The sequence below is a fragment of the Variovorax sp. 10N432 genome (assembly GCF_056394465.1).
Genome location: NZ_JBFTHX010000025.1, coordinates 1 through 15972 on the forward strand (window position 1 = coordinate 1; position 15972 = coordinate 15972).

16 protein-coding genes and 2 pseudogenes are annotated in these 15972 nt (G+C 63.5%); 14 read left to right on the forward strand and 4 right to left on the reverse strand.

The genetic code is table 11. The annotated features are described in order from the left end of the window. Positions 1-970 (reverse strand): annotated as a pseudogene (locus AC1DF3_RS24875) (IS3 family transposase); the annotation flags it as partial. A gap of 171 nt (positions 971-1141) precedes the next feature. Here AC1DF3_RS24875 and AC1DF3_RS24880 point away from each other — a divergent pair. From AC1DF3_RS24880 to AC1DF3_RS24890, 3 genes are all read left to right on the forward strand, one after another. Then, on the forward strand, positions 1142-1594 hold the full coding sequence (locus AC1DF3_RS24880; RefSeq protein WP_478141178.1) for an alpha/beta hydrolase: 453 nt from the start codon (positions 1142-1144) through the stop codon (positions 1592-1594). Positions 1595-1697: 103 nt separating this feature from the next. Beyond that, positions 1698-1952, forward strand: coding sequence for a hypothetical protein (locus AC1DF3_RS24885; protein ID WP_478141179.1), 255 nt, complete (start codon positions 1698-1700; stop codon positions 1950-1952). A 129-nt stretch (positions 1953-2081) separates the two neighbouring features. Further along, the gene (locus AC1DF3_RS24890) at positions 2082-2348 is read left to right on the forward strand and encodes a hypothetical protein (protein WP_478141180.1); all 267 of its coding nucleotides are present in this window, start codon (positions 2082-2084) and stop codon (positions 2346-2348) included. Positions 2349-2524: 176 nt separating this feature from the next. On the opposite strand, the gene AC1DF3_RS24895 is transcribed toward AC1DF3_RS24890, so the two are convergent. Continuing rightward, positions 2525-3562, reverse strand: coding sequence for an AraC family transcriptional regulator (locus tag AC1DF3_RS24895; protein ID WP_286537702.1), 1038 nt, complete (start codon positions 3560-3562; stop codon positions 2525-2527). Positions 3563-3701: 139 nt separating this feature from the next. On the opposite strand from AC1DF3_RS24895, the gene AC1DF3_RS24900 reads away from it, so the two are divergent. The 8 genes and pseudogenes from AC1DF3_RS24900 to AC1DF3_RS24935 form a co-directional block, all read left to right on the forward strand. Beyond that, positions 3702-4088, forward strand: a complete 387-nt coding sequence (locus tag AC1DF3_RS24900) for a carboxymuconolactone decarboxylase family protein (RefSeq protein ID WP_286537701.1) — start codon at positions 3702-3704, stop codon at positions 4086-4088. 44 nt (positions 4089-4132) lie between these two features. Beyond that, the gene (locus AC1DF3_RS24905; protein ID WP_478141181.1) at positions 4133-5188 is read left to right on the forward strand and encodes a beta-keto acid cleavage family enzyme; all 1056 of its coding nucleotides are present in this window, start codon (positions 4133-4135) and stop codon (positions 5186-5188) included. A gap of 207 nt (positions 5189-5395) precedes the next feature. Next, positions 5396-6709: an MFS transporter gene (locus tag AC1DF3_RS24910; protein WP_478141182.1), complete on the forward strand. Its 1314-nt coding sequence runs from the start codon at positions 5396-5398 to the stop codon at positions 6707-6709. Next, positions 6703-7074, forward strand: a complete 372-nt coding sequence (locus AC1DF3_RS24915; RefSeq protein ID WP_286537699.1) for a Rieske (2Fe-2S) protein — start codon at positions 6703-6705, stop codon at positions 7072-7074. The genes AC1DF3_RS24910 and AC1DF3_RS24915 overlap by 7 nt, the downstream gene beginning before the upstream one ends. 34 nt (positions 7075-7108) lie before the next feature. After that, positions 7109-7579: a MaoC family dehydratase gene (locus AC1DF3_RS24920; protein ID WP_478141183.1), complete on the forward strand. Its 471-nt coding sequence runs from the start codon at positions 7109-7111 to the stop codon at positions 7577-7579. Beyond that, entirely contained in the window at positions 7576-9261 is a 1686-nt protein-coding gene (locus AC1DF3_RS24925) for an alpha/beta fold hydrolase (protein ID WP_478141184.1), read from the forward strand. Before AC1DF3_RS24920 ends, AC1DF3_RS24925 begins: the two co-directional genes overlap by 4 nt. A gap of 4 nt (positions 9262-9265) precedes the next feature. Further along, entirely contained in the window at positions 9266-10099 is an 834-nt protein-coding gene (phaZ, locus tag AC1DF3_RS24930; protein WP_478141185.1) for a poly(3-hydroxyalkanoate) depolymerase, read from the forward strand. Positions 10100-10120: 21 nt separating this feature from the next. Next, positions 10121-10323 (forward strand): annotated as a pseudogene (locus AC1DF3_RS24935) (electron transfer flavoprotein subunit beta/FixA family protein); the annotation flags it as partial. Between the two features lie 39 nt (positions 10324-10362). Here AC1DF3_RS24935 and AC1DF3_RS24940 read toward each other — a convergent pair. Then, positions 10363-11361: an AraC family transcriptional regulator gene (locus tag AC1DF3_RS24940; protein WP_286537694.1), complete on the reverse strand. Its 999-nt coding sequence runs from the start codon at positions 11359-11361 to the stop codon at positions 10363-10365. Between the two features lie 110 nt (positions 11362-11471). Between AC1DF3_RS24940 and AC1DF3_RS24945 the strand changes: the two genes are divergently transcribed. From AC1DF3_RS24945 to AC1DF3_RS24955, 3 genes are all read left to right on the forward strand, one after another. After that, positions 11472-12527, forward strand: a complete 1056-nt coding sequence (locus AC1DF3_RS24945) for a TauD/TfdA family dioxygenase (protein WP_478141186.1) — start codon at positions 11472-11474, stop codon at positions 12525-12527. A gap of 28 nt (positions 12528-12555) precedes the next feature. After that, positions 12556-13632, forward strand: a complete 1077-nt coding sequence (locus tag AC1DF3_RS24950) for a TauD/TfdA family dioxygenase (protein WP_478141187.1) — start codon at positions 12556-12558, stop codon at positions 13630-13632. 70 nt (positions 13633-13702) lie between these two features. Further along, on the forward strand, positions 13703-14695 hold the full coding sequence (locus AC1DF3_RS24955; RefSeq protein ID WP_478141188.1) for a Bug family tripartite tricarboxylate transporter substrate binding protein: 993 nt from the start codon (positions 13703-13705) through the stop codon (positions 14693-14695). A 261-nt stretch (positions 14696-14956) separates the two neighbouring features. Here the strand turns inward: AC1DF3_RS24955 and AC1DF3_RS24960 are convergent, their stop codons facing one another. Beyond that, on the reverse strand, positions 14957-15967 hold the full coding sequence (locus AC1DF3_RS24960; RefSeq protein WP_286537688.1) for a YeiH family protein: 1011 nt from the start codon (positions 15965-15967) through the stop codon (positions 14957-14959). Between the last annotated feature and the right edge of the window lie 5 nt (positions 15968-15972).

Sequence of the window (15972 nt, forward strand, 5' to 3'; positions counted from 1 at the left end):
TCGTATTTCACGCTCTTCCACAGCCGCTCGACGAAGACGTTGTCCCGCCAACAGCCCTTGCCGTCCATGCTCTGGCGCGCGCCTATGCGCTTCACCTCGGCGACAAAATCGCAGCTGCTGAACTGGCTACCTTGATCGGTGTTGACGATCTCTGGCGCTCCCCAGCGAGCGGTGGCCTCTTGCAATGCCTCGACGCAGAAGTCCACCTCCATCGTGATCGACACGCGATGGGCCAGAACCCGGCGGCTCGCCCAGTCCAGCACCGCCACCAGGTACACCCAGCCGCGAGCCATCGGGACGTAGGTGATGTCCAGGGCCCAGACCTGGTTGGCCCGCTCAATGGCCAGTTCCCGCAGCAGGTACGGGAACACCGGATGCGATGGGTGCTTCTTGCTCGTGTTGGGCTTGCGGTACAGCGCCTGGATGCCCATGCGCCACATCAGCGTGCCCACGTGCCGCCGTCCCACATCGATGCCCCGCAGGCGCAGCAGATCGCGCAGCATGCGGCTGCCGGCGAACGGGTGCTCAAGATGCAACTCGTCGATGCGGCGCATCAACGCCAGCTCGCTCTCGGAAATCGGCTCGGGGTGGTAGTACACCGTGCCTCGGCTGATGCCCAGCAGCTCGGCCTGGCGCTTGATCGGCAGTTCGTGTTCGCGCTCGATCATCGCTTTGCGCTCAGCAWACCGGCCTTGCTGAGCGCGCCTTCCAAAAAATCATTCTCCAGTGTCAGTTGCCCGATCTTGGCGTGCAGCACCTTCAAGTCCACCGGCGGCGTCTCTGGCGCCGTCGCGCCCCCGAAGACGCCCGCGGCGCGCTCGATCAACTGGCGTCGCCACTCTGTCACCTGATTGGGGTGAACGTCGTGCTTRAGCGCCACCTCGGCGATCGTCTTGCCGTCGGCCAGCGCATCGATCGCCACCTTGGCCTTGAATGCCGCTGAGTGATTGCGGCGGGGTCTTTTGCTCATGTCGTCTGCTCCTGTCATCCGGGCTCTGTCCTCGCCCATGGGAGCAGCCTATCCACTTTGCGGCGTGTTCAGATTTGCGCGGCTCCTCAACGTCGAGGCCGCGGGAAGTCAGGGGGACTCTATGACGAAGGGTTCAAGCTAGACCGAAGTGGCTATTCCTGGGACCCGCAGTTGTCCCTGCCAGGCGTCGACCGGGCCATCGAGGACCTGGACGCGGTGATGGAGCACATCTGCGCGCGTCCGGATGTCAAGCAGGAACATCTGGTGATTGGTGGAACATCGCGTGGCGGGATTCTGGCGATTGCCTATGCGGGCGAGCGACCGTCCGTTTTCAAAGCCGCTATCAACTTCAATGGCGGTTGGCTGGGGAGAGCTTGCCCAACGCACCCGGAGGTGAATAGGAAGACGTTCCTACGCGGCTCGGCGTTCCCTCGGGAGACCCTTTGGCTTCACGGAAGCCACGACCAGTACTATCGCATCGCGCATTGTCGTGAGAACTTCGATGCATTTCGCGCGGCCGGCGGCAGGGGGGCATTCCACGCGCTGCGCGGCGGGCATGCGTTGATTTATCGACCCCAACTTTGGGCCGCCACGATGACCGACTACCTGGACGCAATCGCGTAGTTCAGGTTGCGGCCAAAAGCGGAACTCCGCACTGTTGCCGCAGTACGTACACGCCACCCAAGGAACAGATGTAATGCGCGTGCGAGATTACCTACCCCCACACTTGAAGGTCGTTGCAGCACTTCTGACGCTGCTTGGACTTTCGCTCAATCTGGTTCTTGCCGTCTCTCCACTTTTGGGATGGCCTCGAGCCCTTGGTTGGTGCACATCAATCGTCTCGCTGGCCTTCGTCTGGGATGAGCGGCGTTCTATTCGTGCTGCGCTGAGAGGACGCATGGCTGACCGCTTGTTCGCCTACTACTTGCTCGCTGCGGCCACAGTTGCCATGCTGGCCAACACGGTCGTAGCCATTCGATGAGGCGAACTGCGCAGGCTTCGTGTGGCACAGTTCGGCCACGAGCAGACGGATGAGCCCCTGCATGAACTGCGCCCCTATCCGCGCCCATCAAGACCAACGAATGCGCCTCAGACACTCGGACTTCCCAAAATGAACAATCAGATCCGACAAGGAAGCCGCGTTCGATTGGTTGAGTTGCCCGAGTGGCTGGTTCACGATCTTCCAGGCGACGAACAAGCGGAAACGCGCGCGTTTGTCGGTAAGGTCGCGCTGGTTGATCGGGTTGATCGGGTTGATCGGGTTGATGCTGCAGGCTATGTTTGGATGGGTTTCGGGGCAACCTGTTCTTCAGGTGAAGATGCCCAGTACAGAGGCCATGCGTTTGGCGTGCCGGTCGCTTGTTTGCAACTCGTTTAGACGGCGGCTTTGGAGCAATCTGAAAGCCCGCAATGGGCCCGGACGACCACTTCGGCGACGTGAACAGCGGTCGTTCGATCGGGCTTCGAAATTCGCCTGGTCTGGTGGCCCGAAAGCTGACGCTCGCTGATAGGGGGCGGGACGATCCCTTTACACGACGCGAAGCAAGCCAGCGGTCAGATACTGTTCCATCGACCTCGTGCCGGTCGTTCTGTACCGCGGGCTACGCGCCGACGCTGCCCCGCGACCTCGCCAAACTGTTGCTTGTACCAACGGGAGAAAGCGCTCAGCGCCGAGAAACCCAGGAGTTCGGCCACCTGCGACAGCGGCCGCGTTCCGTCGTCGACGTACTGCGCAGCGAGCTCGCGCCGGATGGTGTTCACCACGTCGGAAAAAGTTGTGCCCTCGCGCAACAAAAGTCGATGAACGGTGCGCTTGTGGACGCCGAGGTGTTGGGCAACTTGCTCGATCGAGCCCTGGCCCGAAGGCAGCAGCACGAGCAGGATGTGACGCACGTTGTCGACCGCGTTCACGCGACCCGAGTCAGCAGCGGCCTCGAGCGTCAATCGCGCATAGCGCGCCATCACAGGGTCGGCCATCGGATTTGGAGCGTCCATGTCCCGTGTGGTGCAGACAAGCCCGTTGAAATCCTGTCCGAACTCGACGGCATAGCCGAAGATACGGTGGTGCACACTCGGATCGCGCGGTGGTGCGTGCACGAAGCAGACCCGCAGTGGGTTCCAAGTTGGCCCGAGGAAGAACTTCAGGCTGCGAAACGTCACGCCGACCAGCAGTTCCGTCGCTTGCCGTGAAGATCCGTGATGGCGAACGAGAAACTCTTCGCGAAGCACAGCAATGCCATTGCTCTCCTCGAGCTTCAGGAACAGTGACTCGTTGAGTACATGGCTGTAGCGCGTCATTGCCCGCACGAATCGCCGAACCGTGGGCTCCTCGCGCGCCATCAGCGCCACGGCGCCCAGATTCGACAGCTGACGCGTTTCGGCCATACGCAGGCCGAAATTGTCCAGTCCGCTGGCGGTCGCCGAGGCCTCGAACAGGGCCCTTACTGCATCACTCGGGATCCGCAGGTCCGGATCATGCAAGCAGGCAGGACTCAGTCCCGCCCCGGCCAGCAGGACCAGCGGATCAAGCCCGGCCGCTCGCGCCACTTCGGGGTAGTTGGTGAGGCTGGCGCTGCGAATGAGGTTCGACATAGGGTTCGCCCTGAGTGTCCTCGTAGGTTAAATGCGTGGCACCGCTGGTCAATCGGCAAATCCCCCAGTCGGAACAATCACTCCTCGAACCAGCCGCAGCTTGCAAGCCCTCTGCAGCACCACCTCAGGAGACACGACCATGGAACACGACAACGCCCGATCCTCTTCATCGACTCCGGTCTGCGACCGCTTGCGCAGCACCGGCAACTGGAATCCCAACTGGGAACCCTTCGCCGAACTTGACCCTGCATGGACCGAGAAATTCATGTCGATGGCCATGGCGCCGATGCTGTCGGGCGTGCTCGACCCGAAGACAGTCGAATTCCTTGCCATCGCCGTCGACGCCTCGTGCACCCATATGTATGGGCCGGGCGTACGGCGCCACGTCCGCAAGGCCCTGGAACTCGGCGCCACCAAGGAAGAGATTACCGCCGTGCTGCAGTGCGTGAGTGTGCTCGGCATCCATTCCATGAGCATTGGTGCCCCCATCCTGCTCGACGAACTGGCGTCAGCTTCGGCGCGCTGAGCCACCCTCCAGCCACTCCATTTTCCGAACCTCAAGGACACACCATGCAATTCCTCGACGACTCTCTGCTCCCCGAAAACCAGCAACCCCTGGTCATCCAGGTCGCACCCTATGGGCCCCAATGGGCCGCAGGCGATTCCGACGACATCGCCATCACGATGGACGATCAGATCCAAAAGGCAGTTGACTGCTGGAACGCCGGCGCCACCGTGCTGCACGTGCACGTGCGTGAAGAAGACGGCAAGGGCAGCAAGCGCCTGTCCAAGTTCAACGAGATGCTGGCGCGCCTGCGGGAAGCAGTGCCGAAGATGATCCTGCAGGTCGGCGGCTCCATTTCCTTCGCCCCCGAGGATGACGGCCAAGCCGCCAAGTGGATGACGGACGACACGCGCCACATGCTCGCCGAACTGAACCCGCGCCCCGACCAGGTCACGATCGCGATCAACACCAACCAGATGAACGTGATGGAGCTGATGACCGAGGCTGACGTCGCCGGCACCTCGCTCAGCAACCCGGCCGTGCAGGCAGCGTACACCGACATGATCGTGCCATCGAATCCGTCGTGGCATGCCGAGCACCTGAAGCGTCTTGCCGCCAGCGGAATCCAGCCGCATTTCATGCTCGGCAACGTGACCCAACTCGAGACGGTGGAGCGACTCATTCGCCGCGGCGCGTACAACGGGCCGCTGATCCTCAACTACGTGGCAATCGGCGGTGGCTTCGCCGGGCTGAATCCGGCGGACATGATCGAGTTCGTGCGCCGCACGCCCGACGGCGCGGTGCTCACGCTCGAGACCCTGAACCGTCACATCTATCCGATGAACACGATGGCCATTGCACTCGGCATGCATGTGCGCGTCGGCATCGAGGACACGTTGTTCGGCCCGCGCGGAGAACGCATGACCTCCGTGCAGCAGATTGAGATGATGGTGCGAGTCGCGCGCGAGCTGAACCGCGATGTCGCTAGCGGGGACGAGGCACGACGCATCTACAAGCTCGGCGAGACCTACCGCAACACTGACGAAACGCTGGCGAAGCTCGGTCTGCCGCCAAACCGCGCGCATGGTCAGCGCGGCGTGCCGTTGCGCGTCGCGGCCTGAAGCTGCGCTCCGGCTGCCGTCCGCTGGCGACGCGCAGCCGACCTGCGGCGCGTCGATCTGATCGGCGCGCCAGCTATTTCCGCGCCGGCGGCATCGGCAAGCACCAGTTGGGCCCGTGACCTCACATCTGGACACTCGCTTTGCGCGGCAAGCAAAAGCTGCAGCCGGCAGCGGTTGCACACCAAAAAGAGACAAGAGACAAACGCCATGAATCCTTCCCTGTCGGTGGGCGCAGCCCCCGCGCCATCGAAAGACCCCGCGAATGCATCGCGCATCCATGCGTGGTCGGTCTTCGCGCTCACTTTCGGCCTGATGTTGTCCGACTACCTGTCGCGGCAGGTCATCGGCGCAGTGATGCCGGCCCTCAAGGCCGAGTGGGGTCTGCTGGACTCGCAGCTCGGCATGCTCGTGAGCGTGGTCTCGCTGGTGGTCGGCCTGTTGGCAGTGCCGATTTCCCTAGCCGCCGATCGCTGGGGTCGCGTCAACAGCATCACGCTGATGGCGTTCGTCTGGTGCCTGGCGACCCTCGCCTGTGGCCTGGCGCAAAGCTACGGTCAGTTGCTCTGGGCGCGGGCCTTCGTGGGTCTTGGCGAGGCAGCGTACGGGGCCGCAGGGGCCGCTCTGCTGGCGCATGTGTTTCCCGCCAGGCAGCGTGCCGCAGTGATGGGCGCCTTCCTGTCCGCGGGCTTGTTCGGTTCGGTGCTGGGCGTGGTCCTCGGGGGCGCTGTCGTCGCCCAATCGGGGTGGCGCACAGCCTTCTTCGTCGTGGGTGCGCCGGGCTTGCTGCTCGCCCTGATCTACCCCTTCGTCGTACGCGACTACAAGACAGTTGCACTGCCGCCTGAGGGCCGGGGTGACGCCGCCCCCGGCCGACTCCAGATCGCACGCATCGCGCGCGAAGTGTTCGCTGCTCGCTCCGGAAACTTCGCCTACCTCGCGAGCGGCCTGCAGATGGCGATGCCCGCGATGCTGATTGCTTGGCTGCCGACCTACTTCGTTCGCTTCCATGGGATGGACGTGAAGAAGGCCGCCCTGATGACTGGGATCGCAGTGCTGGTGTCAGGCCTCGGCATGATCCTCGGCGGTGGCATGGCGGACCGGTTGTGCGCCCATCAACCGCGGCGTCGGGCCCTTGTGCCGGCGCTCTATTCAGTGCTCACGGCCGTGGTCCTTATCGCCGCGTTTGCGCTCCCGACCGGTCCTCTGAGTCTGGGCTTGATCTTCCTGGGCGCCTTGTTCGCGGCCGCGCAGGGCGGCTGCTCCGTCGCCCTTGCCTGCGATGTCACCCATCCTGGCGTGCGTGCGACGGTCACGGCGACGGTGACCCTGGCCAACAACCTGCTCGGCCTGGCACCGGGCCCGATCATCGTCGGGGTGCTTTCCGATCTCTTCGGCCTGAAGATTGCGCTGACGCTGACGCCCATGCTGGCGCTGGCATCGGCTGTTCTCTTCGTTTTGGCCTCGCGCAGCTATGAGCGGGATGTGGCGCGCAATAGCGCAACGAGGACACCTGCATGCTGATTTCAGATCATCGCAGCGCCGCAGACCCATCGCCCTCCGCTGACGGTCGCCCACGGTGGACCGATGTGCTTGGCGACAGTGACCTGGCCGCTGGCGGCCGCTGCTTCGCACGCCACGGCGGGCATGAGATTGCCCTGTTCCGTATCCAGGGCGCCGTGTACGCAATCGCCGACAGCTGCCCGCATGCCGGCGCATCGCTCGCGAGCGGGGAGCTCGAGGGCGCCACGATCAGGTGTCCGGCGCACGGCTTGCGTTTCGACCTCGCTACCGGCTACGCCCGCGGCGGAGGCTTCGCCATGCGCATCTACCCGGTCCGCGTGCACGACGGCCGCGTCGAGGTCGACCTTGGCGTAACTGCTTGCTGACACCTCCCTCAACCTCATCTACCTGGAGCCTCGGATGGCTATTCCTTCCAATCATCGTGTCGACACCTTGCATGACCATGTCGGTCATGACTTCGGCTGTTCGACCCCTGCGCTGCTCAACCAGCAACGCATCGACCACTTCGCCCTATGCACGGGCGACGACCAGTGGATCCACGTCGATGTGGAGCGCGCTCGGGCGCAAGCACCATTCGGCGGCACGATCGCACATGGAATGCTGTTGCTGTCGCTTATCCCCGCCGCCCAGTTCGAGCTCGGCGTATACCCCCATGACGCCGCCAACGTGCTGAACTACGGCTTCGACAAGGTTCGATTCCTGGCGCCAGTGCCGGCGGGCTCGCGCGTTGTCGTGCAAGTCGCGCTGGTCGAAGTCGAGTCGAAGGGCAGGGGCCGCACACTGGTGCGTTGCCGCAATACCGCCTTCGTCGAGGGCACACCCGGGCGACCGGTGCTGCTGGCCGAGTCGATGGGCATGGTGATGGCATGAACAACATCGCCTTCGCCTCCAAGACAACGGACGCCCAAGCGCCGTTGGTCAACGTCGAACTCGGGCGCACGCCCGCGCGGCTGAGCGAATCGCTGCGGGCGATGGTCACTGCGGCGATCATGCAGCCCGCCAAGACCGTTGGTGCCGTCGGCCGCGCGGCCAGCGAACTGGCGCAGGTGGCGTTCGGCCGCTCGTCGGTCGAACCTTCGGCGCGCGACCGCCGCTTCGACGATCCAGCCTGGCGCGACAACGGCTACTACAGGCACCTGATGCAGGGGCATCTCGCGCTCTGCCGCGAGACGCAACGCCTGGTCGGCGAGCTCGGCCTTTCCGCATCCGACGAGGCGCGGGCGAGGATGGTGCTTGGCATGGTGGCAGACACGCTGGCGCCGACCAACACGCTGCTCGGCAATCCAGCCGCGCTCAGGCGTACGCTCGATACCGGGGGCGCCAGCTTGATGCGCGGAGCGGCGCAGCTGCTCGAGGATTGGCGCCACAACGGCGGGCTGCCGGCGTCGGTGGATGTCTCGAAGTTCAAGGTTGGCGAGAACCTGGCGACAACGCCCGGCGACGTCGTGTTCCGCAGCGAACAGCTCGAACTCATCCAGTACCGGCCGCAGACGCGAAATGTGCGCGGCACGCCGCTCTTCATCGTGCCTCCGCAGATCAACAAGTACTACGTCTGGGACCTCGCACCCGGACGCAGTCTGGTCGAGTTCCTCGTGCAGCAGGGTTTCCAGGTCTTCATGGTCAGTTGGCGCAACCCGACCGCCGAGCAGGCCGACTGGGGGCTGCAGTCCTATGTGCTTTCGCTCGAGGATGCGATGCGGGTGACGCGCGACATCGCGCGGTCGCCACAGGTGCACTTGCTCGGCGCCTGCTCGGGCGGCATCACTTCGGCCGCACTGCTGGCCTACCTGGCCACCAAAGGCAGCGACTGGGCGCGCAGCCTGACGCTGCTGGTGTCGGTCCTGGATATCGATACGATCTCCGATAGCTCGATGGGCCTGTTCGTAAACCTGGAGACGCTGGACATTGCGCGCACCCTGAGCGGTGCGCGCGGCGTGCTCAAGGGCAAGGACTTGGCCAAGGTGTTCGCGTGGCTGCGGCCTAACGAGCTGATCTTCAACTACTGGGTCAACAACTACCTGCTCGGCGAGAAGGCTCCGGCGTTCGATGTGCTCTACTGGAACTCGGACACCACGGGCCTGCCGGCGCGGCTGCATGCCGATTTTCTGGCGCTGCTCGAATCCAACGCGCTCGCGCGACCCGGTGCCCTGACGATCGCCGGGCAGAAGCTGGACCTTCGCGACGTGACCTGTGATGCCTATATCGTCGGCGGCAGCACCGATCACATCACGCCCTGGCAGGGCTGTTACCGCACGCGCGAAATGCTCGGCGGGAAAAGCGATTTCGTGCTCAGCTCGAGCGGCCACGTGCAGTCGATCGTCAATCCGCAGCGCAACAAGAAGTCGTCTTTCGTCACGAATGGCGGCTCGCATGACACACCGGCGTCCTTCGAACAGGGCGGGACGACCCATGAAGGCACCTGGTGGCCGCACTTGTCTGCGTGGCTGGCAGCGCGATCGGAGGCCGAGAAGCGCGCTGCGCGCCAGCCTGGGTCGAAGCGCCATCCGGCCCTGTGCGACGCGCCCGGCACCTTTGTGATGCAGGAGGGCTGATCGCGTGGCCACAGACAACGCTGTCACTCCTGAGCGCACCCACTGCGTCACCCTGGACGGGCAGGTCATCCGCTACAGCGAGGGTGGCTCACTTGGGGCTTCGCGCGTGCTGTTGTTGTTCAACGGCATCGGCGCTAGCGTCGAGACTGCCGCGGAATTTGCCGATGCGTTCGAGAACACGCGCGTCATCGCGTTCGACGTCCCGGGCGTCGGCGCGTCGCCTGCACCCCTGCTGCCGTACCGGCTGCGCAGGGTGGCCGATCTCGCGGTGGCACTGCTGGACCACCTCGGGCTGAGTTCTGTCGATGTGTTTGGCGTCTCGTGGGGTGGCGCGGCGGCGCAGGAGTTCGCGCTGCGGCACTCGAAGCGCTGCAGGACGCTGACGCTCGCGGCCACGACGGCAGGCTTCGTGATGGTGCCCGGCCAACCGGGTGTGCTGCTGAAACTGCTCAGTCCGCGGCGCTATCTCGACCCGGGCTATCTGATGCAGATCGGTGGGAGGCTCTACGGAGGCGTTCTGCGGCTGGACCACGACCTGCTGCAGGTGCACGCGGCCGCAATGCGCGGCCCCAGCCATCGCGGCTATCTATACCAGTTGCTCGCGGTGTGGGGATGGACCAGCTGGCACCGGCTGCACCGCGTCAAGCTGCCGACGCTGGTGCTGATGGGCGCCGACGACCCAATCGTGCCGTTGGTCAATGGAAGGATCATCGCGTCCCGCGTGCCCCACGCAACGCTGCAGACGGTCGACTGCGGCCACCTGTTCGTGCTGACGAAGCCGGCCGAGACGGCACGGCGCGTAGAGCGTTTCATGGCCGCGCACGTGGTCCCGGCCTAATTCAAAAAAGGACATGCAATCTTGAGAATTCTGGTCGCGGCGGTGAAGCGCGTCGTCGATTTCCGCCGAGCGACGGCACCGGTGTCGGCATTGCCAATGTGAAGATGAGCATGAACTCCTTCGACGAGATCGCCGTCGAAGAGGCGGTGCGCCTGAAGGAGAAGGGCGCGGCCACCGAGTTCATCGCGGTCTCCTGCGGCGACGCGAAGCGCCAGGAGACCCTGTGCAACCTGCGAGTCCATTGCCTTGAGCGTCCAGCTCCTTCAAGTTGCGGAGGGTACGGATGACCACGCCGAGGCACTGCAGCCAAACTGCTGGCGGAACCAACGAGAAAACGCGCTGGGGCCATTGAATCCAAGCAGCAGAGCAATTTCCACATGCTTGCGCGGGGGTCCGCTCAAATATCGCTGGACAAGCTCGCGTCGCACCTGGTTCAGCAGTTCGTTGTACGACAAGCCTTCGCGCAAGAGGTGACGTCGTACGGTGCGTTCGTCCACACATAGATACCGCGCAATATGCCCAAGCGTACATTTCCCGGAGGGCAGCAGCGTCAGTGCCAACTGGCGCACCCTCTCTGCTGCTGATTGATTTTGTCCAGCAGCAACCGACTCCACGTACTGCTGCGCGTACCGATCCAGCCGTGAGTACGTGGAAAGCGGCATCTCCAAGTCACCAGCCAAACACGTGATGCCATTGAAGGAGGCGCCATATTCAACCCTGCGAGCAAAGAAGCGGGTTGCCGTGCGCGTATCTTTGGGTGCCGCGTGCACGAAGCAGACGTTCTGGGCACGCCAGGTCTCCGGCAAAGCATGCCGAAAAAAACGATAGACCATGCCCACCGACAGCTCCATCGGCTGACGCACCGAAGAGCCGCGCCCGAGGAATTCGAACTGAATGGAGGCCGTCTCGTCATCCTCTTCGAGCCAGAGATGCAGGGCCTCGTTGTGCACGCGCATATAGCGCATCAGCATGTCCACGGCCGGGCGCAGGGTGGCCTGCTCACGCACGACCAATGCGAGCGGTCCCAGAATAGAGAACTGGCGAGTCGCAGCCAGTCGCAAGCCGAAATCCTCCCATCCTGAGCGCTTCGCAGATTCCTCGAGCAGCTGTCCCGTCGCAATCAAGGAAATCTTGAGATCCGGATTCTCCAGACAGGCCGGTTCCAGACCGACGCTTTTCAGCATGCCAATGGGATCAAGGCCGGCTTCGCGCGCGACCGATGCATAGTTGGTCAGACAAGCGCTGCGAACAAGAGGAGTCATTGTTTACCCTCGGTGTCCGTTAATGCTAAGCGAATGTCCGAAATAGTCAACTCGGAAGACGCTGCAAATCTATGCTCTCTCCACACGTTGGCCAATGGAGCATGCAGGCGATGATCGATGACTACCTTCCCTATCAGCACCCCAGCGCCTGGAAGGGCGGGGCCATGAGCGGCACGACTGAATGGATCGTCAAGCTGGACGACGAGGACAACGAGATCCTGCATCAGGCGGTGATACGCGCACGTCTGCAGGGGCTCGGAATTCCTCACATGCGGGCGCCGGATCTCGCGCTCGGTTCGCTTGGCGAGAAACTCAAGCGCATCCAGTCAGAAGTGATGATCGGGCGCGGATTTGTTCTGGTCGAGGGCTTCGACATCGACCGCTATGCGCTGGAGGATGCCGCCCTCGCGTACTGGGGCATTGGCATGCATCTGGGTTTCGGCGCGGCGCAAAACGCGCAAGGCGATCTGCTTGGGCACGTTACAAATCTCGGCGTCGACTACCGGGCCGACGCGAGGGCTCGCGGCTACCAGACTCGACTGAACCTCCCGTTTCACAACGACGCAATGGACATCGTGGGTCTGATGTGCGTCCATCCGGCCCGGAGGGGCGGTCTGTCGCGTATCGTCAGTTCGGTCACCATATATAACGAAGTGCTGCGCCTTCGCCCCGACTTGATGCCCGTGGCCTGGGCCGATTTCGACATCGATCGTCGGGGCGAGGCTCCCGAGGGCAAGCGAGGCTACTACAGCGGGCCCTTGTTCAGTCGCATCGACGGGCGATTGTTTGGTCGATACAACCGCGAATACATCGAATCGGCTCAGCGTTTCTCCGAAGTGCCTCGCCTGACTGCCGCGCAGATCGAACTCATGGATCTGATCGACTCCCTTTGCAATGACCCCGAACTGCATCTGTCGATGGAATTGAAACGCGGGGATCTTCAGTTCATCTGCAACTACACGACGCTGCATTCCAGAACGGAATATGAGGACGGACCCGACGCCGCTTCTCGGCGATACCTGCTTCGTCTATGGCTGGACAGCGGCGTGCTCGCGAAACTTCCGCCGTCGTACGAGGAGCGCTACTCGGATATGCGGGAGTGGCAGCGCCACCCCCGCCCCCCCATTTTCGAGCCCTCGGTCGTACAGGCCGAATTGGCTCACTGAGTGAATGCCGCCATCAAAAGGACCGACCATGAGCACAGAATTCGCATGCGACCAAGAGACGGACCTGCCCGTCTTCCAGAACGAGCAATCCTGGTACGGAAGGGATCTGCAGAGCAACCCGGAGTGGGTTTACGAGCTATCAGGGCGGGAACAGCTGGAAGTCCGGGACGCCGTGGCGAAGGCGATCGCGGGCAACGTCGATCTGGTGTCAATGACAGCCGCGGATTTCGCCCTGGGCTCGTTCGGTGTGAGACTGGTGGAAATCGGGCGTGAGATAAAGCACGGACGAGGCTTTGCGCTCATCCGGGGGCTGAATACCCTGGGCTTGACGTTGCAGGAGCAAGCCTATGCATTTCGCGGGATCGGCGCGCACTTCGGGGAGGCTGTCTCGCAGAATGCCAAGGGTCATGTGCTCGGCCATGTGGCCAATCTCGGACTTGATTATTCCGACCCCACCACGCGCGGCTACCAGACACCGGCGGAACTGCGTTTCCATACCGATGCAGCAGACATCGTGGGCCTGATGTGCATACAGCGGGCCCGCTCGGGCGGACTGTCACGCATTGCGAGCTCCACCACCGTCTGGAATGAGGCGGTCCGGCGCCGTCCCGACTTGGCGGCAGAGCTGACCAAGGCCTATTGCTTCACCCGGTGGGGCGAGGAGCGGCCTGGGCAGAGCCCATACTTTCAGATCCCGCTGTTTCGCCAACATGGCGAGCGAATGATTGCGGTCTTCATCGCGGGCGCGATCGAGAAAGCGCAAGCGCTACCCGGCGTCGCTCTGCTGACGCGGCAGCAGCGCGAAGCCATCGCGCTTGTCAATGAGTTGGCCTGCGACGACGAGATCCGTCTGGACATGGAGTTCCGGCCGGGCGACATGCAATTCCTGCTCAACCATGGGATCCTCCATGCACGGACTGCGTACGAAGACTTTCCCGAACCCGACAAGCGGCGCCATCTGCTGCGCCTATGGCTGGCATGCCCGGATGGCCCGCCGTTGCCCGACTACATGACGACGGAGTTCCAAGGTCGCACCGCCAGCGGTCGCCCGGATGGCATCCACCTGCCCGGGGTGGAACTCAAGGCCAATCTGGTTCCGGACTGAGTGCGCCGCCAGATTGTTCATTGAAAGCACTTGCCATGGCCCCGCATTGCGCGGGTGCGAAGGAAACAAAATGATCAGAAACTCGAAACTTGGCATTGCGGGCTGGTTCTTCTCAGCCGCCGCGCTCCTGCAGTTCACTCACGCCACCGCGGCCGAGGAGAGCTGGCCCGCCGCCCACCCGATTCGCATGGTGATACCCGCAGGTGCCGGCGCCGGCACCGACATCTTCGCCCGCCTGATCGGAACACGTCTGGGACAGGCTCTCAAGCAGACCATCGTCTACGACAACAAGCCCGGTGCCAATGGCATCATCGGCAATGACAGCGTCGCCAAGGCGGCGGCGGACGGCTACACGCTCTTGTTCAGCAATGCATCGGCGGTCGCCGTGAACCCGGCCATTCAGCCGAAGCTGCCATACCAAACGCTCAAGGACCTGGTTCCGATCGCTCAGATTGGCGCAGGTGGCGTTCTGCTCGTCACGACACCGGACGTCGGCGTCGGCGACATGAAGGGACTTGTCAGGTACCTGAAATCGAACCCCGGAAAACTCGGCTATGGGACATGGGGCATGGGCTCCACGGGACATCTGTCGATGGAAGCGTTGAAGGCGAAGGAAGGCTTGAATATTTCCCATGTCCCTTACAAGACCATGGGGCAGGTCCTGACTGATTTGCAAGGCGGCACGCTGCAAATCGCCTTCGTCGATGCGTCCTCGCCATTGGCGCTGATCAAGGCCGGAAAGCTGGTGCCGCTAGGGGTCACAGGCTCCCAGCGCCTCCCCGCGCTTGCCGGCGTGCCGACCATGCAGGAACAAGGCTATCGCCTCGGCGCCGATGGCTGGTATGGCCTGTTCGCGCCCGTCGGAACGCCGCAGGCGGTGGTTCAGCGTCTCAACTCGGAAGTCAATCGGATTCTGGCGGCGCCGGACATGCGACCCGTTCTCGAGGCCTGGAACTTGAGCAGATTTCCGATCAAGACACCCGCCGAATTCGCGCAGACGATACGCGAAGACCTCGAGCAGTGGAAGGAAATTGCCACGACGGCTCACGTCACGCTCGAATAGCTGAGAGGGGCGGGCGCGCACGCAGCTTCTGTGTCGACGTCACGACCTGGGTTTTGTCCCCTTGCTCAGGACGCCGTCGGCAGTGAAAGCGTCATGCATCATTGATGCACGATACCTGTGGCAGTCCTGGTCAGCCAAACCGTGGTCGCGCCCAGTGATCCCTTCGTCCTTGGCGTCGCTACTGCCGGTAGAACCTTGAGCGCATCCGGCGTCGGCGGCTTCCTTGGCGGCCATGGCTCCTCGAGCGACAGCGTGTCGGGCTCAGGCCAGCCAATGCATCAACGCAAGCGCCAGCAGGACCAGGAAGACCGTCTCGCCAATCATCAGCATCACCGGCTTGAGGCCTACGGTGACCAGGTCCTTCAACTGCGTCTTCATGCCGATGCCCGCAATGGCCGCCACCAGGCACCAGCGCGACAGGTCGCTGCCGCTTTTGGGGACGAAGCTGGGCAACCACCCGGTGCTGTTGATTGCCACCAGGAGCGCGAAGGCGATAACGAAGCCTGGGAGCAGCGGAGGGCGCGGGCCACCGGCCTCACCGGCTTGGCGGCGTGAGAGCATGACAGCGAACACGATCACCGGCAACAACATCGCAACGCGCATCAGCTTGACCAGGGTGGCCACGTCGCCCGTCTGCTGCGACATGCTGTAGCCGGCCCCAACGACCTGTGCCACGTCGTGGATCGTCGCGCCGAGAAACACCCCGGCCGCACGCGGGTCCAGCCCGGCCGCCTGCGCGATCATCGGATAGACGATCATCGCCAGCGTCGACAACGCCGACACACCGACCACGGTAAACAGCGTCGCGCGCTCCTTCAGTGGGTGGTTCGGCAGCGCTGCCGCCAGCGCCATCGCCGCAGAAGCGCCGCAGATCGCGGTGGCGCCACCGCTGAGTAGGCCAAACAGGGTCTGAAAACCCATCAGGCGCGCCGCCAGCATTGACAACAGGATCGTCGCCCCGACACAAACCACGACGATCGCCACCGGCTGCCATCCGAGCTCGGCGACCTGGCCGACCGTAATTCGCAGCCCGAGCAGCGCGACGCCGATTCGCAGCAGCATCCGACCCGCGAATTCAATCCCCGGCCTGCATGCGCCCTCGCCGGAGAGGAAGTTCATCGCAATGCCCAGGAGCAGCGCGAACAGCATCACCGGGGCACCATAGTGCTCCGAAAGAAAGGTGGAGGCCGCAGCCACTACGCCGCAGGCCAGCACGCCGGGAAACAGGAGGCGAACCTGTCCGGGAACCGCCCCGATGGTGAGTGTGGTCATGGCGT